The organism is Pseudomonas sp. FG86 (assembly GCF_057808775.1).
Window position 1 is genome coordinate 34,403 of record NZ_JBMDIS010000031.1, and the last position, 24,758, is coordinate 59,160.

Here is a 24,758-nt window from a genome sequence, read left to right on the forward strand (position 1 = left end):
TTTTCACAGAATTTTTGCAGACCGGCGTTGAATCTCAACACCGGGCACTTTAGTGCGCTCGTTGTCAGTGAACCATTAAAAAGACTAGCGAGGCTTGCCGTAGCGCAAGACCTTTGGGGGAAGTATGGATTTGTGGACCGCCGCACAGGCATTGATACTCGGCGTGGTGGAGGGGCTGACGGAGTTCCTGCCCATCTCCAGCACCGGTCACCAGATTATCGTCGCCGACTTGCTCGACTTCGGCGGTGAACGCGCCATGGCGTTCAACATCATCATCCAGCTCGGCGCGATCCTCGCGGTGGTCTGGGAGTTTCGGCGCAAGATTCTCGATGTGGTCACTGGCCTGCCGACCCAGCGCAATGCCCAGCGATTCACGCTCAACCTGTTGATCGCGTTCCTGCCGGCGGTGGTGCTGGGGGTGATTTTCGCCAACCTGATCCACCATTACCTGTTCAACCCGATCACTGTGGCCACGGCGCTGGTAGTGGGCGGCATCATCATGTTGTGGGCCGAGCGCCGCCAACACGAAGTGCATGCCGAGACCGTCGATGACATCACCTGGAAAGACGCGCTGAAGGTGGGCTTTGCCCAGTGCCTGGCAATGATCCCCGGCACCTCGCGTTCCGGCTCGACCATTATCGGTGGCCTGCTGTTTGGCCTGTCGCGCAAGGCCGCCACCGAGTTCTCGTTCTTCCTGGCCATGCCGACCATGGTCGGTGCGGCGGTGTATTCGGGCTACAAGTACCGTGACCTGTTCCAGCCGGCCGACCTGCCGGTGTTCGCCGTCGGCTTTGTCACCTCGTTCATCTTCGCGATGATCGCGGTCAAGGGCCTGCTCAAGTTCATCGCCAGCCACAGCTATGCGGCGTTTGCCTGGTATCGAATTGCCTTCGGCTTGCTGATCCTGGCGACCTGGCAGTTCGGTTGGATCGACTGGGCAGCGGCCAAGGCATGACGATTCAACACCCGCGCCTGAAGGCGCTGATCTTCGCACTGTTGTGCGCCGCGCCGCTGTTGGGGTCGGTGCTGGTGTGGCGGCGCGGTGAAACCGTGATCCCGTTGGTGGCCTATGGCGTGGTCAGCGTGGTGGCGTTCTTTTTGTACTGGAATGACAAGCGCAAGGCGCGCGCCGACAGCAGGCGCACCCCGGAAAACATCCTGCACGCCGTTGAGCTGGCGGGTGGCTGGCCGGGGGCGTTGATTGCCCAGCAGGTGTTCCGCCACAAGACGCGCAAGGTGTCTTACCAGGTGCTGTTCTGGGCAATCGTGCTGTTGCACCAGGTGTTCTGGCTGGATCAGTTATTCCTGGGCGGCACCTTGGGTTCAATCCTCTAGCAACAACCCGATCTGCGTGCGCTTGGGCAGCTTGCTCACCACCAGCTGGTGGGAGCGCTGCAACAAACCGCGCAACTCCTCGGCGCCCAACGGGTAGGGCGTGTTCATGATGATCCACTGCGCGCGTGCCAGGTAGGGCGCCGGGTGGATGCCTGGGCGATCCACGTGGCCGAGGAACAGCTCTTTGTCGACCTTGAACGCCAACGAGTCACCGCGCAGGTGCTGCACGGCGAACATCTTGTTGCCGGCGATCGAGAACACCCGTACGCCGCCCCATTTGTAGTCTTCCCGAGCGCCCGGCAGGCTCAGGCAGAAGTGTGCGACTTGTGCTTCGGTCATGTTCATAGCAAGCGGTCTCCACAGTCTTTGAAGCCTTCTTCCAGGTAGTCGATCCAGGCACGAATGGCCGGCAGTACGCCGCGCCGATGCGGGTATACGGCCTGCAGCCAGCCGCCCGGCAGCGACCACTGCGGCAACAGTTGTACCAATCGGCCGCTGGCCAATTCCTCTTCGCAATACATCATCGGCAGTACAGTAAAGCCGAGCCCCATGATCGCGCTGGCCTTGCGCACGATAAAGTCGTCGATGCCCAGCCGCGCCTCCATCACCAGGTCCTGGGGATTGCCCTGGGGGTCGAGAACGCGCAGGTGCACCATGCGGTCGGCTTCCAGTGCGCCGAGTACCGGCAGTTGCTTGAGGTCATCAAGGTCGTTGACCTGCCGGTGGCGCATGAACTCGGGGCTGGCAACCAGCACGGTCTGGGCCTGGCGCAGGCGCTTGGTTACCAGCAGCGGGTCTTCATCGCCCAGCTCGCGCACGCGCAGGGCCACGTCAATGCCTTCGGCTACCAGGTCCACGCGACGGTTGACCAGGGTCATTTCCAGTTGCACCAACGGGTGGGCGGCGAGAAACCCGGCGACCAGTTCCGGCAGGATGTGTTGGGCCATGCCCACCGGGCAGCTGACACGCAGACGCCCGCGGGGTTCGCTGGACATGCTGGCCACGGCCTCATCGGCCATTTCCGCTTCCAGCAACATTGCCTGGCAATGGCGCAGGTAGCGCTCGCCGACGGCGGTGAGGGTCAATTGCCGGGTGGTGCGTTGCAACAGGCGCGCGCCCAAGCGTTCTTCCAGCTCGGCAATGCGCCGCGACAGGCGCGATTTAGGAATTCCCAGCAGGCGTCCGGCCGCCGCAAAGCCGCCGGATTCGACGACTTTGGCGAAATAGTAGAGGTCATTGAGGTCTTGCATGATGGGCCTATTGTCCTGTCAGTGGGACGAACTATCGCATTTCAACCACCTTATCGGCTATTGGTTTCATGCGTAGGCTTAACACCATCTAATCCTTACCGCTGACCTTATTTGGAGCTTTCCCATGAAACTGTTGCATATCGATTCCAGCATCCTCGGTGACAACTCGGCTTCCCGTCAGCTCAGTGCCGGCGTGGTCAAAGCCTGGCAAGCGGCTGAGCCGGGTGTGGAAGTCACCTATCGCGACCTGGCCAACGAAGGTATCAGCCACTTCTCCGGCGCGACCCTGGGGGCCCTGGGGACTGCCGCGGACCTGCGTGATGCTGCGCAAAAACACGAGGCTGACCTGAGCGCATCGACCCTGGCTGAATTCCTCGCCGCCGATGCTGTTGTGATCGGTGCGCCGATGTACAACTTCACCATTCCGACCCAGCTCAAGGCCTGGATCGACCGCATCGCGGTTGCCGGCCAGACCTTCCGTTACACCGAAGCCGGCCCGGAAGGCCTGTGCGGCAACAAGAAAGTCATCATCGTCTCCACGTCCGGTGGCTTGCATGTTGGCCAGGCAACGGGTGTGGCCCATGAGGAGTACCTCAAAGTCATGCTGGGCTTCCTCGGTATCACCGACATCGAATTCGTCCGTGCCCACGGCCTGGCGTACGGCGACGACGCTCGCAGCAAAGCCCTGAACGACGCCAACGTACTCATCAACGAACAATTGTTCGCCGCCGCGTAAGGCTTGTGTAAATTTCGCCGTTGACCGGTTTCAATCCGAAGCCGGGCGCCTAAACTCTGTATTCTGATCGCCTGAAAAGTGATCGGAGTACGGAGTTTTTTCGTTTGCGCGCAGTCTTTACTTTGGCCCAGGTTATGCAGCATGGGTATATCACTCGGTGCGAGTACCTTGAACCATGGACTTTTCAATCAGACATGCCGCGGGTGTTGAGCGTGGTTGCACAGCAAAGGTGGACATCCTCATGATGCGTCTTTGTGCTGTTTTGGTTCTTTCCCTGCTCGGCGGCCTGGTTTCAGTGCACGCCGCACCCGCACCGCACCCGCATTGGAGCGTGGGCTTCCATCGCATGACATTTCTCGATCCGCTGGATCTGCAGCCGATGAAAGCCGTTGCGTTCTACCCATCCACCGACGACGAGCACAGCACGCAGCTGGGGCCCTATCACGTCGCCGCTACCGAAGATTCCAAGATTGCCATCGGCCGCTTCCCGATGTTGATGCTGTCCCATGGCAACACCGGCACGCCGCTGGCCCTGCATGACCTGGCCACCTCGCTGGCGCGCAAGGGCTTTGTGGTGGTGGCGGTGTTGCACCCCGGCGACAACTACAAGGATCACAGTCGCCTGGGCACGGTCAGCAACCTGTATGGGCGGCCGATCCAGATTTCCGAAGCGATCACCGCGACCCTGGCGGACCCCATGCTGTCACCGTTCGTCAACGTCGATCAGGTGGGGGTCATTGGTTACTCGGCCGGTGGCGAAACCGCTTTGATCCTGGCGGGCGCCAAGCCTGATTTCGACCGCCTGCGCCGCTATTGCCAGGAGCGCCCGGAAGACCGCGATGCCTGCACCACCAAGGGTGAACTGGTGGTAGACCGCGATGACCTGCAGCCGCAATCCGATCCGCGTATCCATGCCTTGATGTTGATGGCGCCGCTGAGCTTGATGTTCGGCCGCCACACCCTGGCCGATGTGCATGTGCCGGTGCTGCTCTACAGCGGCGACGGCGACAAGCTGGTGGCGGTGGACAAGAATGCCGCCGCCCTGGCGCGCAAGTTGCCGGAACCGCCGGACTTCAAACTGCTGGCCGGGGCAGGGCACTTCGTATTCATGGCGCCGTGCGACAGCGATCAACTGGCGTTGATGCCGGCGATCTGCACCGACGCCGATGGGGTCGACCGCGAAGGCATTCACCGCGACCTGATCTCCGAGGCCGGGCGCTTTTTCAGTCATACCCTGGGGCAGTCCACCCGCGCCGGTTTGCAGACGGCCGATCAGTAAGCGCGGCGCTTGAGCAGCAGGGTCACGCCCAGCGCCGTGACTGACAACAGCGCCGCGCAGAAGAAGATCCAGCCGTAACCCAGGTTCAGCGCCACGGCGCCCATCAACGGCCCGGCAATCGCCAGGGCCAGGTCGAAAAACACCGCATAGGCACTCAGCCCCGCGCCCCGGCTGCTGTTGGGCACCTGCTTGATGGCTTCCACACCCAGCGCGGGGTACACCAGCGACAGACCGAAGCCGGTCAGCCCCGCACCGATCAGTGCCACGCCAGTGGACGGCGCAAGCCACAGCAGGGTCAGGCCCAGGGTCTCGATGATCATGCAGGCGATCGCTGCCCTGAAACCGCCAAACCGGCTGATGGCCGAGATAAACACCAGGCGCGAGACAATAAAGCACACACCGAATACCGTCAGGCAGTAGGCCGCGCCTTGCCAGCCGCGATTGAGGTAATACAGGGTGATAAAAGTGGTCAGGGTGCCGTAGCCGATCGAGGCCAGGCACAGGCTGGCGCCAAACGGTGCGATACGCCCGAATACTGCCCAGAACGGCAGGCGCTCGCCACGTACCACCGGCACCGAAGGTTTGTTGCGGATCAGCACCAGGCCCAGGGCTGCCAGCGCCGCCAGCGCGACCCCCAGGCTGGTATAGCCGTACTCGGCAACCATCACCACGCCCAGCGGCGCACCGATGGCAATGGCGCCATAGGAGGCGATGCCATTCCAGGAAATCGAGCGTGCGGTGTGCTCGGCGCCAACCTGGCCCATGCACCAACTGATGGTGCCCACGCCGATCAGGCCCTGGGCCACGCCGAGCAACAAGCGCCCGGCAATCAGGATGCCCAGGCTCAGCGCCGGCAGACTTTCCATCAGTGTCGCGACAAACGTCAGCACGCCACTGACCAGGATACCGGCCAAGCCCAGCACGATCGCACGCTTGGTGCCCACGGTGTCGGACATGCGCCCAGCCATGGGGCGGCTGAGCAGGGTGGCCAGGTACTGCGAGCCGATGGTGACCCCGGCCACCACGGCACTGAAGCCCAATTGCTCGTGCACATAGCCTGGAATCACCGCAATCGGCAGGCCGATGCAGATAAAGGCAATGAAGGTGTAGAAGACGATGGAGACGATCTGCAGGGTGATCGACAATGAGCTGGGGGTGGCGGCAGGCATGGGTGCTCGTTCGCGGGCGGGCGGTGAGCGCATCATGGCAAGGGCTTGGGGGAAAAGGAAGCAGCCTAACTAATTTGGCTGATGAATAGGCTTGCCGGGGGCAGCGTGAGTTTGCTGTGTCGAGCGGGCTTGCTGTAGTGAGACGGTTCGCTGTGGCGAGCGGGCTTGTTGTGGCGAGCGGGCTTGCCCCGCGTTGGGCTGCGAAGCAGCCCCAATAAAAAAACACCGCGTTCTGCCAGGCAAAACACGGTGTTTGGTTTTAGGGCCGCTTCGCCGCCCAACGCGGGGCAAGCCCGCTCGCCACAGCCAACCCTCTCACTACAGCAAGCCCGCTCGCCACTTCAGGTCGCTGCTTTTAGAACACCACGCCTTGGCTGCGCAGGTAGTCGTCATAGGTGCCGCTGAAGTCGATCACGCCGTTGGCGCTCAACTCGATGATGCGGGTGGCCAGGGACGATACGAACTCACGGTCGTGGCTGACGAAGATCAACGTGCCGGGGTAGTTTTCCAGGGCCAGGTTCAGCGCCTCGATGGATTCCATGTCCAAGTGGTTGGTCGGTTCATCCATGATCAGCACGTTCGGCTTTTGCAGGATCAGCTTGCCGAACAGCATGCGGCCTTGCTCACCACCGGAGATGACCTTGACCGACTTGAGGATCTCATCGTTGGAGAACAGCATGCGGCCCAGGGTGCCACGGATCACTTGCTCGCCTTGGGTCCACTGGCCCATCCAGTCGAACAGGCTCATGTCGTTTTCGAAGTCACTTGCGTGATCCTGGGCGTAGTAGCCCAGTTCTGCGGCGTCGGTCCACTTGACGCTACCGGCATCCGGGGTCAGTTCGTTGACCAGGGTACGCAGCAGGGTGGTCTTGCCGATACCGTTCGGGCCGATGATCGCCACGCGCTCGCCGGCTTCGACCTGGAAGCTGAAGTCCTTGAACAGCGGCTTGCCGTCGAAGCCTTTGGCCATGCGATCGACGATGACTGCCTGGCGGTGCAGCTTTTTGGTCTGTTCGAAACGGATAAACGGGCTCACGCGGCTCGAAGGCTTGACCTCGGCCAGCTGGATCTTGTCGATCGCCTTGGCACGGGAAGTCGCCTGCTTGGCTTTCGAGGCGTTGGCCGAGAAGCGGCTGACGAAGGATTGCAGTTCGGAGATCTGCGCTTTCTTCTTGGCGTTGTCCGACAGCAATTGCTCGCGGGACTGGGTCGCCACGGTCATGTACTCGTCGTAGTTGCCCGGGAACAGGCGCAGCTCGCCGTAGTCCAGGTCAGCCATGTGGGTGCACACGCTGTTCAGGAAGTGACGGTCGTGAGAGATGATGATCATCAGGCTGGAGCGCTGGGTCAGGATGTTTTCCAACCAGCGGATGGTGTTGATGTCCAAGTGGTTGGTCGGTTCGTCGAGCAACAGCACTTCAGGATCGGAGAACAGCGCCTGGGCCAGCAATACGCGCAGTTTCCAGCCAGGGGACACTTCGCTCATCGGGCCGAAATGCTGTTCCAGGGGAATGCCCAGGCCCAGCAGCAGCTCACCGGCACGGGATTCGGCGGTGTAGCCGTCCATCTCGGCGAATTCGGTTTCCAGCTCGGCCACGGCCATGCCGTCGTCTTCGCTCATTTCCGGCAGCGAGTAGATGCGGTCGCGCTCGGCCTTGACCTTCCACAGCTCCTCGTGGCCCATGATCACGGTGTCGAGCACGGTGAATTCTTCGTAGGCGAACTGGTCCTGGCGCAGTTTACCCAGGCGAACATTTGGTTCCAGCATGACCTGGCCGCCGGACGGATCGAGATCGCCGCCTAGGATTTTCATGAAGGTCGACTTGCCGCAACCGTTGGCACCGATCAGACCATACCGGTTGCCGGCGCCGAACTTGACCGAGACGTTCTCGAAGAGCGGCTTGGCGCCGAACTGCATGGTGATGTTAGCTGTGGAGATCAATTACTTTACCTATCAATGGGTTGCGAGCGTGGCGGCGTGAGCCTCCAGGCATGCGTCAACAGCGACATCAAGGCGCGAAACCCGGTCGCTGAGCAAAAAATGGGGGATGTGTGTTGGAATTTGGCGCGCATTGTCGCATATGTCAGGCGACAGTTGTATGGCACGCGAAAGATGGTTTTTCCAGCGTCTCCGGCATGGCCAGCCACAACAGCGCCAAGGCCAAGGCCGCAACACCGGCCAGGGTCAGGAACGCGGCGTTATAGCCGGCTTGTTGCACCACGAAACCGGCCAGGCTGTTGCTCAATGCCGCCCCCAGGCCAAACACAGTGGACAGCGCGCCCAGGCTGACGTTGAAACGCCCGGTGCCCTGGGTCAGGTCCTTGACGATGACCGGGAACAGCGCGCCGAAAATGCCCGCGCCGATGCCGTCGAGCATCTGTACCGCGACCAGCCAATAGGGATCGTTGGACAAGGTATACAGCACGCCCCGCAACGGCAGAATCATGAAGCCGATCAGCAGCAGCGGTTTGCGCCCCCACAGGTCGGCCTTGGCGCCCACCAGCCAGGCCATCGGCACCATTACCAGTTGTGCGGCGACGATGCAGGCCGAGGTCAGTGGCGTGGCCATGTGCAAGTTGATCTGCGACAGCTTCTGGCTGACCAGTGGCAGCATGGCCGCATTGGCCAAGTGAAACAGCGCGCAGCAGATCGCGAACAGCAGCAACGGCCGGTTGGCCAGCAAAACGGCCACGCCGGATGGCTGCTCATGCGCGGTGTGATGGGCAGGATCGAAGCCCCGGGCGACCTCATGGTCGATCGTCTTGGCCGACACGCAACTGACCGCGACGATACTGGCGACCGCCATAAACGCCATCAGGTAGAACACCACCACCGGCCCGAACAGATAGGCGAGGCCACCGGCCAGCAGCGCAGCCACGGCATTGCCGGCGTGGTTGAAGGTTTCATTACGTCCGGTGCGGCGGGTAAAGGCCCGTGGCCCGGTGATGCCGAGGGAAATCGCGGAGATCGCCGGGGCAAACACCGAGGCTGCAACGGCGCTGGCGGCCTGGGTCAGCGCCACCAGGCTGAACGAACTGACAAAGGGCAGCATCAGGCAACTGGCGGTGACCAATAGCCCCGCAACCGCGATCACCGCGCGTTTGCTGCGAGTGCGATCGATCAGCGCGCCTGCCGGGCCTTGGGTGATCAAGGCGGCGATTCCGGCCAGGGTCATGACCACGCCAATGCTAGCCGGGTCCCATTGGTGCACGGCCAACAAGTAAATCGCCAGGTACGGTCCCAGGCCGTCACGCACATCGGCCAGGAAGAAATTCAGGCTGTCCAGGGACAAGGTGGTGCGCAGGTCGTTGTGATGGGCCACGGTGCGATCTTCGAGGAGCGGTGTTCAAGGACTGGACACCCGTTGGCTTAATGACCTTCGGGCTTGCCGGGAAGTTTCCCCTGCGCAGAGGGTTTTATCTGACAGGCAATTGGCCTATTTTCCCAAGCTTGCCGCACTGATTCTTAGGAGATGCAATGGACATGCCCTCGGCTCAACAAGCAATTGCCAGCAATAAGGACGCCTGGGATGCATCCGCCAGGCTGCACAAAGACACGCCAACCTGGAAAGCGTTGTTGGGCGCGGTGGTCAACCCGAGGTTTTCGTGCCTGGACCCGACCATCACCGCGCTGCTGCAAGCGGTCGGCGTAGAGGGCAAGGATGTGGTGCAACTGTGTTGTAACAACGGCCGCGAAAGCCTGTCGCTGTTCGGCCTGGGCGCGCGCTCGGTCGTCGGGGTCGATCAATCCCGGGCCTTCCTGCAACAGGCCGAAGAGCTGGCCGCCGTGTCGCCCCATTGCCCCGAATTCATCGAAACCGATATCCATCAACTACCCGAGCGCTTGCACGAACGCTTCGATGTCGCCTTAGTGACGATCGGTGTACTGGGCTGGATGCCCGATGTGGCGTTGTTCATGCGGCACGTTGCCAGTACCTTGAAACCGGGTGGCACCCTGGTGATGTATGAAACCCATCCGTTCCTCGAGGTGTTCGACCCGCGGGCGAGCGACCCGCTGCGGCCCGCCAGCGCCTATTTTCAGCGTGAGCCCTTTGTGCTGCAGGAATCCATCGTGTACGAAGGGCTGGCTGAAACCACCGGTCCAACCTCCTATTGGTTCGTGCATACCCTGGGCAGCCTGGTCAACGGAGCGATTGCGGCGGGCCTGCAGATCGGCCACTTGCAGGAATACCCGCATTGCAATCGTGAGGAACTCTACGATCAGTACGAGGATCAGCCGGCGCAATTGCCCTTGTGCTTTACCCTGACAGCGACCAAGCGCTGCGTATAACGACCTTTTCGGCACGCAAAAAAAGCCCGCACGTAGAGGCGGGCTAAGGGATTCACTGGAGTAGGTAAGTTTCACTCTATAGACCGCGAAGTGAACGCTTCGTGAAAATGCGGTCGCAAGTTTGCGCGGTGTATACGCTTACCGCCGGCGTACAAAGGTCCTCATTGTCTGACCTGGGCCAGTAGTGAAGACGGTTGGCCTGGGCATGCCTTCATCTGCGGCAATGAACACAAAATCATCCCCTTCGAGGCGGTAGCTCGCAGGCAGTTGCTTACCCGCATCTTCGCCCATGGCGTCCGCCCAGGTAATGCGCTTGGGCACTGCGCTGCTGTCCAGGAAGAATCGGCCAGCCAGTAATATTGCTCCAGTGGTGGTAGTCACGGTGAACTGGTCGCCTGTAATGGTGGTCATAGCACCAGGCGCGCTATGGGCATCCACCGGGTTAAGCACGCCACTGTCTTCGAGCGAAGTTTGCTCCCAGGCACCTTGGAGGGCTTGGTAATCCGGGTCTGAAATGGATGACATACAAATTCCTTTTTGTTGAAGGGCTAATTGCAGGTGGTCTTGGGGACGGCGTTAACTTACCTGAGACGCTATCAGATGTAGGATGGATCTGTTTTTATGCTTTTTTTATGTTTTTCACTATATAGCCAAGCAATTAGCGTTATTTTATTTGGCAGCGGGCAACATCTCGTAAAGGACCGACTGGGCTTTTTAACCTGTCACGGCTTCTACGTAACCGGAATGAAATCTTCTTTGGCTTATGTAGGCTTTTTCAGCCAAGTGGTCCGAATCGATAGAGAGCTCCTTGAGTGTCCCGGACGTCGCCCCCCTGTTATCCAGCTTTTATTCAGGTCTATGTTGTTGGGCGCTGGATATAACCTCTCCAGGGTGTATGAACTTTGAACAACGCTCCCCAGCTCCACCGCCACTTGTCTTCGGATGAAATCGATCTTTTTGAGTTGTTCCACGCCATCTGGAAGCGAAAAAAATGGCTCATTGGTTGCACGCTTTTTGCGGGCCTTCTGGGAGTAGGCTACGCATATCTTGCGCCACAGGTTTACCAGGTCAGTAGTGTTCTCAGGCCCGCGGCGATCAATGAGCTGGATGCACTGAATCGCTCTGAAGTCTACAAATTACCGCCGGTCGATGCGCTGGCCAAAGTGGGCGCACGACTGGAGTCCTACGAGGCCCGTTTGGGCTTTTTCAGAGCCAATCCTGCGCTGTTCGAGGCGTTTCAGCGTCCGGGGGAGAGCCTTGAGCAGAGCTTCGAAGCATTCAATAAGAACGCCATTAACCTTACACTCCCGGATCCGAAGAACGTCGACGCCCTCAACGGTGCAATTCGTCTGGAAATGCAGTACCCCCAGGGTGTCGACGGCGTGGCGATTCTCAACGGCTTCGTCGATTATGCGATCAAACTGGAGCGCGAGCAGGTGAGCGCGGACCTCAAGGTGATCGTCAATAACCGGCTCAATGAAATCAAGGGCAAGATCGACGCTGCGCGGGCCAATTACGAGACTGACAAACAGTCGAAAATTGCCAGGCTGCTGGAGGCCGATAAACTCAAGCGTGCGCAGTTGGAAGATGAGCTGAGCGCTCTGCGCCTGCAGATGAAGGTTGAGCGGAGCAACCGCCTGGTGGAATTGGCCGAAGCCATCTCCATCGCTAAATCCATTGGAATCAAGAGCCCCACCACACCTTCGGCGATGGGGGCGGCGGCGTCGCGTGGCTCAAGCCAGGTGATGCGTACGGAAGTCAATAACCAGAAAATCCCTTTGTACTTCATGGGCACCGACGTGCTTGAGGCGGAACGTACAGCCTTGGAGCAACGTACCAACGATGACTTTACCGATGGTCGCGTCGCGGAAATTGGCAAGAAGTTGCGCATGCTCGACGTGAATCGTGAGGTCGAGGTGCTGAAAAGCCGCTCGAAAGAAGATATTTTCCTGCGGGACGTCGAGCCCTTGTGGGCAGAAGAGGCACGGCTGCGGGGGCTCGATATCGATATGAGCAGACTGAAACTGGTGACTGTCGACCGGCTGGCTCAGACCCCGCTGAGCCCGATCAAACCTTTCAAAGCGATCATCATCGGGCTTAGCCTGGTGGCCGGGCTGATGTTGGGGGCGTTGATTGCACTGATAGGGCATTTTGTCCAGGCTCGTCGGGAGAACGGTCCTTTTCCCATGCCCGACCGTCATCTTCCACACCCTCAAAAGCACACTCACTAGACAGCTTTTCACAAATCTTAGTTAACTTTTGGTTACAAGATGTGGCTAAATAACGGCCAATGCGCATGACCGGTCTGTCACCCGGCCGGTCATGCTGCGTCTATGTGAATTGTGATTTCAGGTGCTGCTATCCAATCCTCGGCCGTCGTGGGCACGCAGGAGCAGCCTGTCTTCTTCTGACTTGTGACGAAATCTCTTGAAACTCATCATTGTTGCTCTCTACGTTGCCTCTATTGCGTATGTCCACCTGCGTGGCCGGGTGCGGCATAAGTTGGGCCGCCAGCTCAGCGATCACTCGACTTTCCTGGCGCCGGTCAACTGCTTTCTCTACCTGTTCTCCAAGCTGCCCAGCCGGCCCTTCCTGTCGCCCAGCGACTTTCCGGACCTGAGCCCGTTACAGGAGCATTGGCAGGAAATCCGCGAGGAAGGCGAGAACCTGATGCGGGAAGGGGCGATCAAGCGCTCGGATCAGTACAACGATGTGGGTTTCAACTCGTTCTTCAAGTCAGGTTGGAAGCGCTTCTATTTGAAATGGTACGGCGACAGTCATCCTTCGGCGATGAAGCTGTGCCCGCGTACCACTGAGCTGGTGCAGAGCATCGGTTCGATCAAGGCGGCCATGTTTGCCGAGCTGCCACCAGGTTCCCGGTTGGTGCGGCACCGCGACCCCTATGCCGGTTCCTACCGCTATCACTTGGGTCTGGACACCCCTAACGATCCGGGCTGCTACATCAATGTGGATGGCGAAAGCTATTCCTGGCGCGATGGCGAGCCGGTGATGTTCGACGAGACCTATATTCACTACGCGGAAAACACCACCGCGCAGAACCGTCTTATCTTGTTCTGTGACATCGAGCGACCGATGAAATACCGCTGGGCGGCGGCGTTCAACCGCTGGTTCAGCCGCACGGTCATGGCGGCAGCCGGCTCGCCCAATGATGACGGCGACAAAACCGGTGGCCTGAACCGCGCCTTTAACCGCCTGTACAAGATTCGCCTGCGTGGCAAAGAGCTGAAAAAGCGCAATCGCACGCGCTACTACCTGGAGAAGTGGGCGATTTTCGCAGTGCTGGCGTTGATCTTCATCCTGATCTGAGCCTGGGCCGGCGCGACTCACTCAGGTGGAGTCGCGCCCAGCTTGTCCCACATCTTCTTGCTGATCTTCTGTCGATTGGCATAACCCGCCCACGGGTTGTCCTTCAAACCCTGCAAGCGTTCGTGCAGGTTGGCCACCGTCCACTGCTGGGCACCGCGCAACCCTTTCAATTCGTCACGGCTGACCGGCACCGATACCGGCAGGCCGGGTCGTGCCCGAACCGAGTAGGCCGCGACCGTGCTGGCGCCACGGGCATTACGCAGGTAATCGATGAAAATCTTGCCGACGCGGTTGTTCGGCCCTGACGTGGCGGTAAAGCGCTCCGGCAGTTGCTGGGTCATGAACTGGGCGATGGCCTTGGCGAAGGCTTTCACGGTGTCCCAATCGTCGCGGCGTGCCAACGGGACAACCAGGTGCAAGCCCTTGCCGCCACTGGTCTTGATAAAGGCTTGCAGCCCCAATTCATCCAGCACCGATAAGGTCAGTTGCGCCGCTTCCAGCATGGTTTTCCACGGCAGTGCGGGGTCCGGGTCGAGATCGAGCACAAACAGGTCTGGGGTCTCGATCTTGTCCGAGGTGGCGCCCCAGGTGTGCAGCTCCACGGTGCCCATCTGCACCGCGCCCACCAGGGCGGCGGTGCTGTCGATTTCCATCAGGCGGGCATGACCGGGGTCCAACGCCGGGTCCAGTTGCTGGAGATGCGGGATCGCCAGGCGCTCTGTGTGCTTCTGGAAGAACTGCTCGCCCCCCACACCTTCCGGGGCACGGAGCAATGCCACAGGGCGATGGCGCAGGAAGGGCAGGATCCATCGGCTGATGCTGTCGTAGAACTGCGCCAGTTGCAGTTTTTGCGTGCCGCTGTGCTGATCGATGATCCGCTCCGGGTGGGTAATCTTCACCCCGGCGACGGTGCTGGGCGCGCCGGACTTCCTGGCCGTTGGCGCTTGCAGCGATTTGGCCGCGCGCGGCTGCTCATGAATGATCTGTTCCACCGGTTTATCAGAGCGCAGCGCGACAAACGCGGCCTGGCGTACCACGCCTTCCCGGGTCCACTCGGCAAATCGCACCTCGCCGACCAATTGCGGCTCCACCCAATGCACGCCGCGGGCCTGGGCGCGGGTCAGTGGCTTGTCCAGGGGTGAAGTCTTGCGCTGCAGCGGCGTAAGCCGGGCGTAGATGTCCTGCAGCGCGGCCCGATCAAACCCGGTGCCGACACGCCCGGCATAGACCAGCCCGGCATCGCCGTTGACCGCCAGTAACAGCGCGCCAAACCCGCTGCGCGAACCCTGGGGGCGGGTGTACCCGACAATCACGAACTCCTGGCGCAGGCGGCATTTGAGCTTGATCCAGTCGGTGTTGCGACTGGATACATAGGGGCTACCCGCACGCTTGCCGATCACGCCTTCCAATGCCAGGTCGCGGGCGCTTTCGAAGATATCGTGTTGGTTGGCGGCAAACGCCTCGGAGAAACGCAACAGTTTGCTCTTGCTACGGGCCAAGGCCGCCTTGAGCGCAGCGCGGCGTTTTTCCAGCGGGTCTTGCCGTTGATCGCGGCCTTCCAGAAACGGCGCGTCGAACAGGTAATAGACAATGTCCAGGCTGCGTCCGATATCGAAGGCGTTTTGCAGGGCCTGGAAATCCGGCAAGCCATCGCCATTGAGGCTGACCACTTCGCCGTCGAGCCAGCTGTCCTTGAGTTTCAGGGCTTGCAGGGCCTTGGCCTGGCGCGGCAAGCGGTCAGTCCAATCATGGCCGTTGCGCGTGAACAGGCGCACTTCGCCGTCACGAATACGCGCCAACATGCGGTAGCCGTCGAACTTGATTTCGTAGAGCCAGTTACCCTCCGGTGCATGGTCGACCAAGGTGGCCAGTTGAGGCGCGAATTGATCGGGCAGGGCGAGCGTTTTCTTGCGTGAGGCTTTTTTCGCGGAGGGTTTGGCGGCGGTCGTCGGCGTGCCCACCGATGCATCACTGAGCACGCTCCGGGGCTGTGCCTGGACGATATCGTAGTCGCTGCTCGGGCGTGCCTGCTGATCCTGTTCCTTGATCAGCAGCCATTGTTGCTTATCGCCGCTGCCTTTGAGGCGGGTACGCACCAGGGTCCAGTCGCCGGCGAGTTTCTCCCCGACCAGGGTGAATTTCAGCTTGCCGGCGGCGTAGGCTTTTTGCGGATCGTCATGGGGTTGCCAGACGCCGCGATCCCATACGATCACATCGCCGGCGCCATATTGGCCCGCCGGGATGCTGCCCTCGAAACTGCCGTAGCTCAAGGGGTGATCCTCGACATGCACGGCCAGGCGTTTCTGGCTGGGGTCCAGGCTGGGGCCCTTGGGTATTGCCCAGCTCTTGAGTACCCCGTCGAGTTCCAGGCGAAAGTCGTAATGCAGGCTGCGCGCATCGTGCTTTTGAATCACGAACGCCAACGCCGATGCCTGGCGCTTGCTGGGTTTCGAGTCGCCCGCAGGTTCGCCAGTGATCTCGAAATCGCGCTTTCGGTGGTATTCGCTCAAGGGTTTTGCCATGTCGTTTTCTCCCTTCTATGGCGGACTCAAGAGGCCTTTTTGCTGGTTTTTTTCGCGGCTGGTTTTTTCGCCGGGCGCTTGGCGGCGGATTTGCCGGCCAGACTGCGCTTGAGCAGTTCGGTGAGGTCGATCACGTCAGCCGACTTGCGTTCTTCGCTGCCGGCCTGGCTTTCCACGTCCTCGATCTTGCCGGCCTTGGCCTTCTTCGCCACCAACGCCATGATCTTCTCCTGAAAACTGTCACGGTAGGCATCGGGCTGCCAGTCGGCGCTCATGTCTTCCACCAGGCGCCTGGCCATGTCCAGCTCGCCCTTGGCCAGGCTGGGCCGGGTCACATCGCTGCCCAGCTCCAGTTCATCGAGGCTGCGCACTTCAGCGGGCCAACGCAGCATCACCAGCACCAGGGCCGACTCCAGCGGCATCAGCGCAGCCAGGTGCTGCTTGGTGTGCAACACCACATTGGCCAGGGCGACCTTGTTGGTTTTCTTCAGGGTTTCGCGCAGTAATGCATACACCTTGCCGCCGCGTTTGTCCGGGGCCAGGAAGTAGGGCGTATCGATGTTTTGCAGGGGGATCTGGTCGCTGGCCACGAAGGCGATAATCTCGATGGTCTGGGTCGACTTGGGGTGGGCCGAGCGGATTTCCTCTTCGCTGAGCACCACGTAGCGGCCTTTCTTGAACGCCACGCCCTTGACGATGTTGTCCTTGGTGACTTCCTTGCCGCTGGTCTTGTTGATGCGCTTGTAGCCCACCGGGTCCATGCTGCGTTTATCCAACCAGTCGAAGTCGACCCCCTGGGAAGCCGTGGCCGAAACCAGCGACACCGGGATATGGACCAAGCCAAAACTGATGGCACCTTTCCAGATTGCCCTAGGCATGCGTGCAGTTCCTTGAGAAGAGGCTATGTGCGGCTGACTCGTGGGCGTTGGCAAAAGTTTCGATCAGCGGATGCGCGGACAGGTCGTGTTACACCTGATGAGAAACTATTTAGTGTCGAAATTCGAACCCAGCGCGTAGCGTGTTATCGAAAGCACGTACTCCTCGCCCAGAGAGGCTTTGTCATGAACATCTGTGTGCGTCATCTTGCAGCGTTGGCATTGGGCTTGGCGCTGGCCACCGCTGCCCAGGCGCAAAACCTGCCTGGCAGCAACAACTCGGACAATGGCCCGATCCACCGGGCCAACCCCAACAGCATGCAGGGCACCCAGCCCAATCCGTCGCTGATACGCGGCATCCAGACCGCTCCGACCCCGCGTACACCCACCCTGGAAAACGGCGGCATCGGCAATCGTTATCCGCAGCGCGACGCAGCACCCAGCCGCCCCGCGACCGAAACCAAAGCCCCCACTGTTGATGCCAACGGCAATCGCCGGCCTTGAGCGCCGGTAAGGACCCCGCCTTATGTTTCTACGCAAAACGTTTCTTGCCGCCTTTTGTGCCACGACCTTGCTGCCGCCGACGGCGGTTTACGCAGCCGATGTGCAGCAATTCCCAAGTGAGCAGGGCAGCATCACCGTCACCCCGATCGCCAAGGGCCTGGACCACCCATGGGCGGTGGCTTTTTTGCCCGACAGGCAGGGCTTCCTGGTGACCGAGCGGCCTGGGCACCTGCGCTTTGTCAGCCCGGACGGCAAGCTGTCGGCGCCGCTGAGCGGTGTGCCTGAGGTCTGGGCCAAGGGGCAGGGCGGCTTGCTTGACGTGGTGCTCTCACCCGACTTCAAGCAGGACCGCATGGTGTACCTGTCGTACGCTGAGGGCGGTGGCCAGGGCGGTACGGCCGGTACGGTGGTAGGGCGCGGGCGTTTGTCGGACGACTTGAGTGGCTTGAAGGACTTCAAGGTGATCCTGCGCCAGGAACCCAAGCTGTCCACCGGTAATCACTTTGGCTCACGCCTGGCCTTCGACCGTGATGGCTACCTGTTCGTGACGTTGGGCGAAAACAACGACCGGTCCACGGCCCAGGACCTGGACAAGTTGCAAGGCAAGGTGGTGCGGATTTACCCCGATGGTCGCATCCCCGATGACAACCCGTTCGTGGGGCAGCCAGGCGTACGTCCGGAAATCTGGTCCTATGGCCAGCGCAACCCCCAGGGCCTGGCACTGAACCCCTGGAGCGGCACGATCTGGGAAAACGAGCATGGGCCGCGTGGCGGCGATGAAGTCAACATCATCGAGCGTGGCAAGAACTATGGCTGGCCGCTGGCGACCCATGGCATCAACTACTCCCTGACGCCGATTCCCGAAGCCCAGGGCAAGACGGTGGAAGGCACAGTCGCGCCGCACCATGTGTGGGAGAAGTCTCCAGCTATCAGCGGCATGGCGTTCTACGACGCCGACCGCTTCAAGGCCTGGCAGCACAACCTGTTCATTGGGGCGCTGTCCAGTCAGGAGTTGATTCGCCTGCAGTTCGATGGCGACAAGGTGATCCATGAGGAACGCTTGCTGGGGGGCTTGAAAGCGCGGATTCGTGACGTGCGCCAGGGGCCGGATGGGTTTCTGTACGTGCTGACGGATGAAGACGATGGGGTGTTGTATCGCGTCGGTCTGAATCAGGACTGACACTTACGGGTTTCCAAACGGTGGGATAGCCCGCTGACTCTGCAACTTAGCGCTGCCGCACAGCAAACTGGAACCCCTGTGGTGAGGGAGCAAGCGCCCTCACCACAAAGTGCAGTCGTTTAAGCCGGCATTAAATCTTGGATAATCAATAAATTATCTTATAGGTGCCGGGGGCTCCCGCCTTCTGGAAGCGTGCAAGCCCTAAAGGCCGAGTTCGGACAGCCCCGGGTGATCATCCGGGCGCCGGCCCAGGGGCCAGTGGAACTTGCGTTCACTTTCCTTGATCGGCAAATCGTTGATGCAGGCAAAGCGGTTGGCCATCAGGCCATTCTCGTCAAACTCCCAGTTCTCGTTGCCGTAGGAACGAAACCAGTTACCGGAATCGTCGCGCCACTCATAGGCATAGCGCACGGCAATACGGTTATCGGTGAACGCCCACAGCTCCTTGATCAGCCGATAGTCCAGCTCCCTGGCCCATTTGCGGCTCAGGAAACCCTTGGCTTCCTCGCGGTTGTAGGCGAATTCGGCGCGGTTACGCCACTTGGTATCCAAGGTGTAGGCCAGGGACACCCGTTGCGGGTCGCGGGAGTTCCAGCCGTCTTCGGCCAGGCGGACTTTTTCGATCGCCGATTCACGGGTGAAGGGCGGCAGCGGTGGACGGATTTGCGAGGTGGATGGCATGTCATGGCTCCTGGGCTAAAGAAAGTTGCGCGGGTGATGCGTTCAAAGCCCCAATAACGTTCGCGCCATGCATTGCGCATTATCAGCAGCGGTTGAATCGCCCATCACCAGGGCAACGGTAATGGCGCCATCGATCAGGATCAGCAGTTGCGCGGCCTGCCGTTCGGGGTCGGGGGTGCCATGTGCTTGACACAGTTGGCGTGTGTATTCGAACAGTTTCTGTTTGTGCGCCTTGGCCAGCAGGCGCACGGGGTCTTGAGGGTTGCCGGTTTCACCGCTGGTGTTGATGAAGGCGCAACCGCGAAAGTCCGCCGAGCCGAACCAGGCCTTGAGTGCGCTGAACAGCGCAAGCAAGCGTTCGCCGCTATCGTCGACGCGCTCCACTTCGTCGCGCAGCCACTGCATCCAACGCTCATCACGGCGTTGCAGGGCGGCGACCACCAACTCGTCCTTGTTGGCGAAGTAACGGTAAATGCTTTTGCGCGAGACCCCGGCGGTTTTCACCAGGAAGTCCATGCCGGTGGCGGCGATGCCATGGCGATAGATCAACTTTTCGGTGACGTCGAGGATGATGTCGCGAGTTTCATTGTGGGTCATGTCGTTCATGCTGCATAAAGTAGAACGATCGTTCTTCTTGGTCAATAGGCTTTTTCCATGCCGGGCAGCGAGACCTGAGCAACCCCATGGTGTAAGCTCGGGGCCTCTTCGGATTCGACCCATTGCGAGCCTTATGCCGTCGTTCTTCAAACGCTCCCTGTTGCCCAAACTGCGCGGTTTTCCTCTGACTACCGATGCCATCGATGTGTTGTCCGGCGCCGATGCGTTTCGTCGCTGCCTGCTGGAACAAATCCACAAGGCCACGCGACGCATCTACATCGTCGCGCTGTACTTGCAGCAGGACGAAGCGGGGCAGGAGATCTACGACGCCTTGCACGCGGCCAAGGCCGCGCGACCGGAATTGGACATCGTCGTGGTGGTCGACTGGCTGCGCGCCCAGCGCGGGTTGATCGGCGCCGGCAAGCAGCCGGGCAACAGCGCCTGGTACCAGGCCATGACCCAGAGCCATGCCAGTGAAGTGCCGGTGTATGGCGTGCCGGTGCAAACCCGCGAACTGTTCGGCGTGTTGCACCTCAAGGGGTTTGTGATCGACGACACTGTGCTCTACAGCGGTGCCAGCCTGAACAACGTGTACCTGCACAAGTTCGACAAATACCGCTTCGACCGTTACCACCTGATTCACAGCCAAGCGCTGGCCGATTCGATGCAACATCTGGTGGAGCACGGGTTGGTGGCCTCCAAGGCGGTGCATCGACTCGACTTGCCGAACCCGCCGACGACACGCAGCCTGCGCAATGACATTGGTGACCTGCGCAGCCGCCTCAAGCATGCGGCCTACGACACCACGGCGGGCCAGTTGCCCACTGGCAGCCTCTCGGTCAGCCCGTTGCTTGGTGTGGGCAAGAACAACCCACTGAGCCGGGTCATCCTGGAGCTGATCGCCAGCGCCCAGCATCAGTTGACCATCTGCACGCCGTATTTCAACTTGCCGCTGCCGGTGACCCGCGAGATCAACCGCGCCCTGGCGCGCGGGGTGAACATCGACATCATCGTCGGCGACAAGACCGCCAACGATTTCTTCATCCCGCCCAGCGAGCCGTTCAAGGTCATTGCGGCGCTGCCGTATTTATATGAAATCAGCCTGCGCCGCTTTGCCAAGCGTCATCAGCCGATGATCGACAGCGGCCAACTGAACCTGCACCTATGGCGCGACGGCGATAACACTTACCACCTCAAGGGCATGTGGATCGACCAGCGCTACACGTTGCTGACCGGTAACAACCTCAACCCGCGGGCATTCCGCCTCGACCTCGAAAACGCCTTGCTGATCGATGATCCCAAGCATGAGTGGCTGGAGCCGAGGGGGGCCGAACTGGCGCAGATCTTCCAGCACACCACACGCATCGAACGCTATCAGGATTTGCAGAGCCTGGTGGACTACCCGCAAGCGGTCGGCAAATTCTTGCGTCGCGTCAGCCGGGTGCGGATCGAGCGGTTGTTGTATCGGATTCTCTGAATGTGGCCTTGCCACGACATTTCTCATCGCTGACTGTGAACCGATGACGGGCCTGGGACCACTTCTCTGACGGAATAACCTCAAGAGAACGTGCCCATGTCAATGTCCTTGCAAAACCGCCAGCGATTTATCACGCATACCCCGATCCCTGTCGGGCTCACTGTGCTTACTCCCGAGCATCCACTCGGGCCGGTTGAGCACTCATGGCCGGTATCACGGGTGCGCCGCGCCGACGAGGGGCAGGGTGATCAGCGCCCCGCGGCCGATGTGATGCTGGGGCAACGGCTGGGCGCAGCGATGGAGAGCGGTTACTCCATCGTCGAGGTCCCCGTGAACAGCAGCCTGGCGCCGGCGCTGGCGATCTACCGCCGGCTTTGGAGCCAGCCGGCCCTGCAGGACTGGCTGACCAGCAAGGGCCTGGAGACGGGTACCCTGACACTGCACAAAGATTTTATCCAAGGCTACGTCGTCCGCGATGGCGTGCGCACGCCTGTGAGGTTCTCCACCAGCGATGCCTCGGGATGGTGGCAAGCGTCCGCGCCGTTGCGTGCTCTTCGCGAGGTTCTGGACCCACGGGACCGAGGTGTCACCTACCTGGCAGACGGTGAACAGTGGGTGCCCCGGCACCTGGTTCTACAGGCTTTTGGCATTGAGCTTCCGATGGACATGGAGGAGGCCAATCAGTTGGAACAGCAATTGCGCACCCAGGGCCTGTCGATGCCGCCTGCGCGGGCCCGATCAATGGCCGCCGATCTGGCCCAGGTGCAGCTGACCATTGGCGAACTTGAAGAGCGTCCCCGCTTGGCGGATCAGCTTGAGCGACTCATCACGGATTTGCCGGACACTACGCCCTGGGACGGGGCGCAGCCAGCAGACGGTTCCCATACGCTACGCCAGATGATTGAGCAAAAGGGCCTGGGTACCCCACACACCGTTGGAGACGTGCGTAACGTCATCCAATGGCTGCGCACCACCTTGCCTCCCGCGCCGCCCTTGGGCAATTACGCCGGTTTCATGGATTGGACGTGGGCTCCGAGCCAGTTATCTGCGCCAGACAAAGTCACGCTGGCGGCATTGGCCAACGCACAATTGGGTGGTGCGCCCGCCGAGGCCTTTGACTACCTGAAGGACCACGGCATAGAGGACCTGCAAGCGGATCCGGGCGGGCATCTGCAGCGCCTGCTCGACAGCCCCGAGGCATTGGATCTGGGTGAGCGCTGGGCCCGCAGTGTGAATTGGTACGGTACGGGCGATATCGGTACGACAGTGCCAAAGTCGGTGTGCCAACAGATGGTCATTGCGGCAATCAAACTGCACGCCGATCCACTGGCACCGGGAAAACCGGGGCAGGTGGCCGGTTATGACCTCTACCAGCCCGCCAATATGGGGCGCACGTTTGCCGCCATACGCCGCGACCTGGACAACCATCTGATCAACCAAAAAGGCCTGGACTCGAAACTGGCGGTACTGGCCGCGCATATCGGCCTGGCACAGGCTGCGCCGGAGTTCCTTGTACGCGATGTGCCTGATGCGATCCACATGGGAACCCCAGCATGGATGGAGCTGCGCCTGGGATGCGGCATGGTGGACAACGTGGCCCCCGGCACCTCGCGGGCGATGGACGAAGAGCAGATCAGCGCTATCACTGTTCTAGGCCCCACCAGTGAGGCGCAGGCGACCCTGATGCGCTTGCTCGGCCTGCGTATCATCACCGATTGGGCGGTGCTCAATGGGGTGATTCCCGATGCGCCCGGCGGCGAGTTCTCTGCGCAAATGATTCAGACTGCGTCTGCGGCGTTTCAGCAACAGCGCGAGGATGTCAGCTGCGCATTCACGCAATGCGCCTCCGGGTTGCCAGCGCGCAAGTCGGTGGCCATTGCCGAGTTGCTCAAGGTTTTCCCCGGTATCACCGCGAGCCGCCTGGAGGGCATGACGGTACAGATCGCCGATGCTGCGGAGCGTCGTAACATGCGGGTCTCTGAACCCCGTAGGCGTTCGCTGGTGGAGACCTATATGACCGGTGATCTGACGCCCGGCAAATGGGTGCTCACCAGTGACCTGCCACAAGCGCCGGCGCTTGCTGCGAGTTCGCCATACCAACCACGCCGTGAGGTGATCGCGCCTGCCGAGAAACGCAACGAACTGGATGCCCGCATTCGCCGTCTACCGGCGTTGGACGGTCTGCTGAAAACGGCGGTCGACGACCATCGTAGTGTCCTCAAGCAAGCTTATGCGACCCAGCTCAAATTAAGAATCGCCGAGCTGCCATTAGAGGATCGCAAACTGCTGGAGCTGGGCAATGTCGAGCTTTTTACCCTGCGCGGCGAAACCGGGGAGATTCAGGCCAAGGAGACTGATACGCATCGTGACGCGGTCAAGTACCGGCAAGGCACTCTCATACGCGCCGAGCACGGCGCCACCGTCAGTTATTACGAGGTGTTTGCCAAAGGGCCAATCGTCAAGCGCACGGACCTTCCCTCGCAACTGGTGTTGGGTGGCGTGGTGGGTAAAAAACGCGTCCCAGCCCCGTGGGGGGCTGCTTATGTGTCGATTGTCCGCGGGACTGACCTGGCCATTGACGTCGACGCCTACGCCAAGGGCTCCGAGCCGCGATCAACGCTGGGGCCCTCCAAGGTCATCGTTGAAAAGCTCGGCGCAACGCTGACCGCCGATCCACGACCGGCGGGATTCACGTTCGATGGCTATGTTCCTGACAGCTACTCGTCGTCGAAGACGGCCGACATCGTCGCGCGAATTACCCAAGGCAATTTTTATGAACCGCAAGAGACTATGCTCGCCAGGGCGAAGGGCGTGTTGCCGCTTGAACAGCACCGCGAAGCCGTTGCGCGCGATCATGGGATCCTGCTCGGTTTGGTGCCTTTCGTGGGGGCTTATCAAGAGTTTGCGGCGGGCAATATTGGCAGCGGCTTGTTCAGCCTGGCATTGGATGTGGGCGGGGTGGCACTGGCGGCCGCTGGCCGGGCACGCTCGTTGATACGCGCGGGAAGAACGCTCGCGCAGGCCCCCGTGGCCGGGGTTATCCGTCGGATGGGCCCGACGCTCAGTCCCCTTGCACCGAAAGCGGCCTGGGCCAAACCGGTGGCGTCCTTCAGCGACAAGGCCTTCGATTTCGTCAGGGAAGGTGTGTTGTTCAGCAGCGCCGCACTCAACCCGTTCGATGGCTACCCGCAACTGCTCAACGCTGCCACGAAGGGGCTGGTCAAGTTACCTGCGTTGGTTGCAGGCGGCGCGACCCGGTTGAGCAAGTCCGTGCCGCATTTGGTAACAGCCGAGGAGAAGATGAGGAGCTATCTGATGACGGCGGCCGGTCAAACAGCGCCATCGGTGCCTCCAGCGGCGGGCCTTTCAGGAACAAACCAGGGCGTTGATGTGCACGCCACCGGCCACAACGGGCGTTGGTACGCGATTGATCCGCGCAGTGGGCAGCCGTTCGGCACGCCATTGAACGAGTTCCAGCAGGCACGCTAGGCCGGCGACCTCCCGCGCCAAGCGCGGGAGGGTGAGCGGCCATTGG

At 60.8% G+C, this 24,758-nt stretch carries 21 protein-coding genes; 11 read left to right on the plus strand and 10 right to left on the minus strand.

Translation table 11 applies throughout. From position 1 onward, the window contains the following. The first annotated feature begins 124 nt into the window (after positions 1 to 124). Complete coding sequence (locus ACODSV_RS19830) at positions 125 to 955, plus strand: undecaprenyl-diphosphate phosphatase (protein ID WP_150056038.1); 831 nt, start codon at positions 125 to 127, stop codon at positions 953 to 955. Continuing rightward, positions 952 to 1,335, plus strand: a complete 384-nt coding sequence (locus ACODSV_RS19835; protein WP_150056037.1) for a DUF1294 domain-containing protein — start codon at positions 952 to 954, stop codon at positions 1,333 to 1,335. The genes ACODSV_RS19830 and ACODSV_RS19835 overlap by 4 nt, the downstream gene beginning before the upstream one ends. On the opposite strand, the gene ACODSV_RS19840 is transcribed toward ACODSV_RS19835, so the two are convergent. Beyond that, positions 1,324 to 1,680, minus strand: a complete 357-nt coding sequence (locus tag ACODSV_RS19840; RefSeq protein WP_150056036.1) for an MmcQ/YjbR family DNA-binding protein — start codon at positions 1,678 to 1,680, stop codon at positions 1,324 to 1,326. The two genes, ACODSV_RS19835 and ACODSV_RS19840, sit on opposite strands and share 12 nt — an antisense overlap. After that, the gene (locus tag ACODSV_RS19845) at positions 1,677 to 2,585 is read right to left on the minus strand and encodes a LysR substrate-binding domain-containing protein (protein ID WP_150056035.1); all 909 of its coding nucleotides are present in this window, start codon (positions 2,583 to 2,585) and stop codon (positions 1,677 to 1,679) included. The genes ACODSV_RS19840 and ACODSV_RS19845 overlap by 4 nt, the downstream gene beginning before the upstream one ends. Positions 2,586 to 2,709: 124 nt before the next feature. Between ACODSV_RS19845 and ACODSV_RS19850 the strand changes: the two genes are divergently transcribed. Together ACODSV_RS19850 and ACODSV_RS19855 are read left to right on the plus strand one after the other, a co-directional pair. Next, a complete protein-coding gene (locus tag ACODSV_RS19850) occupies positions 2,710 to 3,321 on the plus strand; it encodes an FMN-dependent NADH-azoreductase (RefSeq protein ID WP_150056034.1) in 612 nt (203 codons plus the stop codon). Between the two features lie 241 nt (positions 3,322 to 3,562). Continuing rightward, on the plus strand, positions 3,563 to 4,600 hold the full coding sequence (locus ACODSV_RS19855) for an alpha/beta hydrolase family protein (protein ID WP_150056033.1): 1,038 nt from the start codon (positions 3,563 to 3,565) through the stop codon (positions 4,598 to 4,600). Here ACODSV_RS19855 and ACODSV_RS19860 read toward each other — a convergent pair. The 3 genes from ACODSV_RS19860 to ACODSV_RS19870 all read right to left on the minus strand — a co-directional run bounded on the left by ACODSV_RS19860 (position 4,594) and on the right by ACODSV_RS19870 (position 9,092). Next, the gene (locus ACODSV_RS19860; protein ID WP_069075923.1) at positions 4,594 to 5,769 is read right to left on the minus strand and encodes an MFS transporter; all 1,176 of its coding nucleotides are present in this window, start codon (positions 5,767 to 5,769) and stop codon (positions 4,594 to 4,596) included. The genes ACODSV_RS19855 and ACODSV_RS19860 overlap by 7 nt on opposite strands. A 355-nt stretch (positions 5,770 to 6,124) precedes the next feature. After that, entirely contained in the window at positions 6,125 to 7,711 is a 1,587-nt protein-coding gene (locus ACODSV_RS19865; RefSeq protein ID WP_024075225.1) for an ABC-F family ATPase, read from the minus strand. A 142-nt stretch (positions 7,712 to 7,853) separates the two neighbouring features. After that, positions 7,854 to 9,092: an MFS transporter gene (locus tag ACODSV_RS19870; protein ID WP_150055544.1), complete on the minus strand. Its 1,239-nt coding sequence runs from the start codon at positions 9,090 to 9,092 to the stop codon at positions 7,854 to 7,856. 155 nt (positions 9,093 to 9,247) lie between these two features. Between ACODSV_RS19870 and ACODSV_RS19875 the strand changes: the two genes are divergently transcribed. Further along, positions 9,248 to 10,060, plus strand: coding sequence for a class I SAM-dependent methyltransferase (locus ACODSV_RS19875; RefSeq protein ID WP_024075298.1), 813 nt, complete (start codon positions 9,248 to 9,250; stop codon positions 10,058 to 10,060). Between the two features lie 138 nt (positions 10,061 to 10,198). Here ACODSV_RS19875 and ACODSV_RS19880 read toward each other — a convergent pair whose 3' ends face one another. Beyond that, on the minus strand, positions 10,199 to 10,585 hold the full coding sequence (locus ACODSV_RS19880; protein ID WP_150055543.1) for a TIGR03067 domain-containing protein: 387 nt from the start codon (positions 10,583 to 10,585) through the stop codon (positions 10,199 to 10,201). Between the two features lie 377 nt (positions 10,586 to 10,962). Between ACODSV_RS19880 and ACODSV_RS19885 the strand changes: the two genes are divergently transcribed. Further along, positions 10,963 to 12,291: a Wzz/FepE/Etk N-terminal domain-containing protein gene (locus tag ACODSV_RS19885; protein WP_150055542.1), complete on the plus strand. Its 1,329-nt coding sequence runs from the start codon at positions 10,963 to 10,965 to the stop codon at positions 12,289 to 12,291. Between the two features lie 196 nt (positions 12,292 to 12,487). Next, a complete protein-coding gene (lpxO, locus tag ACODSV_RS19890) occupies positions 12,488 to 13,387 on the plus strand; it encodes a lipid A hydroxylase LpxO (RefSeq protein WP_024075301.1) in 900 nt (299 codons plus the stop codon). 17 nt (positions 13,388 to 13,404) lie between these two features. Here lpxO and ligD read toward each other — a convergent pair whose 3' ends face one another. After that, positions 13,405 to 15,909 (minus strand): DNA ligase D, encoded by a 2,505-nt coding sequence (ligD, locus tag ACODSV_RS19895; RefSeq protein ID WP_150055541.1) that lies wholly within the window; start codon positions 15,907 to 15,909, stop codon positions 13,405 to 13,407. Positions 15,910 to 15,935: 26 nt separating this feature from the next. Next, entirely contained in the window at positions 15,936 to 16,787 is an 852-nt protein-coding gene (gene ku, locus ACODSV_RS19900; RefSeq protein WP_024075303.1) for a non-homologous end joining protein Ku, read from the minus strand. 183 nt (positions 16,788 to 16,970) lie between these two features. On the opposite strand from ku, the gene ACODSV_RS19905 reads away from it, so the two are divergent. Then, positions 16,971 to 17,288 carry a hypothetical protein gene (locus tag ACODSV_RS19905; RefSeq protein ID WP_024075304.1) on the plus strand — a complete coding sequence of 106 codons (318 nt, stop codon included), beginning with the start codon at positions 16,971 to 16,973 and terminating at the stop codon, positions 17,286 to 17,288. Positions 17,289 to 17,310: 22 nt separating this feature from the next. Continuing rightward, positions 17,311 to 18,468: a PQQ-dependent sugar dehydrogenase gene (locus ACODSV_RS19910; RefSeq protein ID WP_150055540.1), complete on the plus strand. Its 1,158-nt coding sequence runs from the start codon at positions 17,311 to 17,313 to the stop codon at positions 18,466 to 18,468. A 201-nt stretch (positions 18,469 to 18,669) separates the two neighbouring features. Here the strand turns inward: ACODSV_RS19910 and ACODSV_RS19915 are convergent, their stop codons facing one another. Continuing rightward, a complete protein-coding gene (locus tag ACODSV_RS19915; RefSeq protein WP_150055539.1) occupies positions 18,670 to 19,149 on the minus strand; it encodes a nuclear transport factor 2 family protein in 480 nt (159 codons plus the stop codon). 42 nt (positions 19,150 to 19,191) lie between these two features. Beyond that, positions 19,192 to 19,755, minus strand: coding sequence for a TetR/AcrR family transcriptional regulator (locus ACODSV_RS19920; RefSeq protein ID WP_024075307.1), 564 nt, complete (start codon positions 19,753 to 19,755; stop codon positions 19,192 to 19,194). A gap of 124 nt (positions 19,756 to 19,879) precedes the next feature. Here ACODSV_RS19920 and pssA point away from each other — a divergent pair, with 124 nt between their 5' ends. Next, positions 19,880 to 21,223: a CDP-diacylglycerol--serine O-phosphatidyltransferase gene (pssA, locus tag ACODSV_RS19925; RefSeq protein WP_150055538.1), complete on the plus strand. Its 1,344-nt coding sequence runs from the start codon at positions 19,880 to 19,882 to the stop codon at positions 21,221 to 21,223. 96 nt (positions 21,224 to 21,319) lie between these two features. Then, entirely contained in the window at positions 21,320 to 24,712 is a 3,393-nt protein-coding gene (locus ACODSV_RS19930) for a hypothetical protein (RefSeq protein WP_150055537.1), read from the plus strand. Positions 24,713 to 24,758 lie beyond the last annotated feature (46 nt).

Coding starts and splice junctions, on each gene's coding strand:
- ACODSV_RS19830 (WP_150056038.1), top strand. CDS start 125: ATGGATTTGTGGACCGCCGCACAGGCATTGATACTCGGCGTGGTGGAG.
- ACODSV_RS19835 (WP_150056037.1), top strand. CDS start 952: ATGACGATTCAACACCCGCGCCTGAAGGCGCTGATCTTCGCACTGTTG.
- ACODSV_RS19840 (WP_150056036.1), bottom strand. CDS start 1,680: ATGAACATGACCGAAGCACAAGTCGCACACTTCTGCCTGAGCCTGCCG.
- ACODSV_RS19845 (WP_150056035.1), bottom strand. CDS start 2,585: ATGCAAGACCTCAATGACCTCTACTATTTCGCCAAAGTCGTCGAATCC.
- ACODSV_RS19850 (WP_150056034.1), top strand. CDS start 2,710: ATGAAACTGTTGCATATCGATTCCAGCATCCTCGGTGACAACTCGGCT.
- ACODSV_RS19855 (WP_150056033.1), top strand. CDS start 3,563: ATGATGCGTCTTTGTGCTGTTTTGGTTCTTTCCCTGCTCGGCGGCCTG.
- ACODSV_RS19860 (WP_069075923.1), bottom strand. CDS start 5,769: ATGCCTGCCGCCACCCCCAGCTCATTGTCGATCACCCTGCAGATCGTC.
- ACODSV_RS19875 (WP_024075298.1), top strand. CDS start 9,248: ATGGACATGCCCTCGGCTCAACAAGCAATTGCCAGCAATAAGGACGCC.
- ACODSV_RS19880 (WP_150055543.1), bottom strand. CDS start 10,585: ATGTCATCCATTTCAGACCCGGATTACCAAGCCCTCCAAGGTGCCTGG.
- ligD (WP_150055541.1), bottom strand. CDS start 15,909: ATGGCAAAACCCTTGAGCGAATACCACCGAAAGCGCGATTTCGAGATC.
- ku (WP_024075303.1), bottom strand. CDS start 16,787: ATGCCTAGGGCAATCTGGAAAGGTGCCATCAGTTTTGGCTTGGTCCAT.
- ACODSV_RS19905 (WP_024075304.1), top strand. CDS start 16,971: ATGAACATCTGTGTGCGTCATCTTGCAGCGTTGGCATTGGGCTTGGCG.
- ACODSV_RS19910 (WP_150055540.1), top strand. CDS start 17,311: ATGTTTCTACGCAAAACGTTTCTTGCCGCCTTTTGTGCCACGACCTTG.
- ACODSV_RS19915 (WP_150055539.1), bottom strand. CDS start 19,149: ATGCCATCCACCTCGCAAATCCGTCCACCGCTGCCGCCCTTCACCCGT.
- ACODSV_RS19920 (WP_024075307.1), bottom strand. CDS start 19,755: ATGAACGACATGACCCACAATGAAACTCGCGACATCATCCTCGACGTC.
- pssA (WP_150055538.1), top strand. CDS start 19,880: ATGCCGTCGTTCTTCAAACGCTCCCTGTTGCCCAAACTGCGCGGTTTT.
- ACODSV_RS19930 (WP_150055537.1), top strand. CDS start 21,320: ATGTCAATGTCCTTGCAAAACCGCCAGCGATTTATCACGCATACCCCG.